This is a genomic window from Bartonella taylorii 8TBB, assembly GCF_902825155.1.
Classification (GTDB): domain Bacteria; phylum Pseudomonadota; class Alphaproteobacteria; order Rhizobiales; family Rhizobiaceae; genus Bartonella; species Bartonella taylorii_A.
This window is the reverse complement of sequence record NZ_CADEAG010000125.1, coordinates 1-450: the sequence shown is the minus strand read 5'-3', so window position 1 is coordinate 450 and position 450 is coordinate 1. Positions and strand designations below refer to the sequence as shown.

The 450-nt window shown below is 36.7% G+C and carries 1 pseudogene; it reads right to left on the bottom strand.

Annotation, left to right across the window (positions count from 1 at the left end):
• Positions 1 to 252 (bottom strand): annotated as a pseudogene (locus J7R13_RS08955) (S1C family serine protease); the annotation flags it as partial.
• Between the last annotated feature and the right edge of the window lie 198 nt (positions 253 to 450).

Genomic DNA, 450 nt, shown 5'->3' with positions numbered 1-450 from the left:
ACGTGAATCAACAATCACCCCTGATCCTAATGACGATTGCTTGCGAACAGGAAATTTATTTTGAAAACGACCAAAAAACTGCTCAAAAAATGGATCCCCTTCAAAAGGTGAGCGTGCTCTAATTTGTCGAGCTGCATAAATATTTACAACAGATGGAACTGTCTTTTTAACTAAAGGAGCAAATGAAAGAGTGATTTCTGTTTGTGTTTGAGGAACATGAGCATATACATGATCAAATGATATCTGCATCATAATTGCAAAAAAAATCCGCACAAAAAAAAAATATCACATGAGCCACACCAGAAAAGATCACCAAATTAGTTTGTAGATTAATAGAATCAGACAACACATCCACACTTGTTGAGGCGCTCGATTGGGATGTGGTAATAGAGATTCGCGGCGCCGGAGTTGAACAATAAAAATTATATAAATCATATCATCCAATGTCCC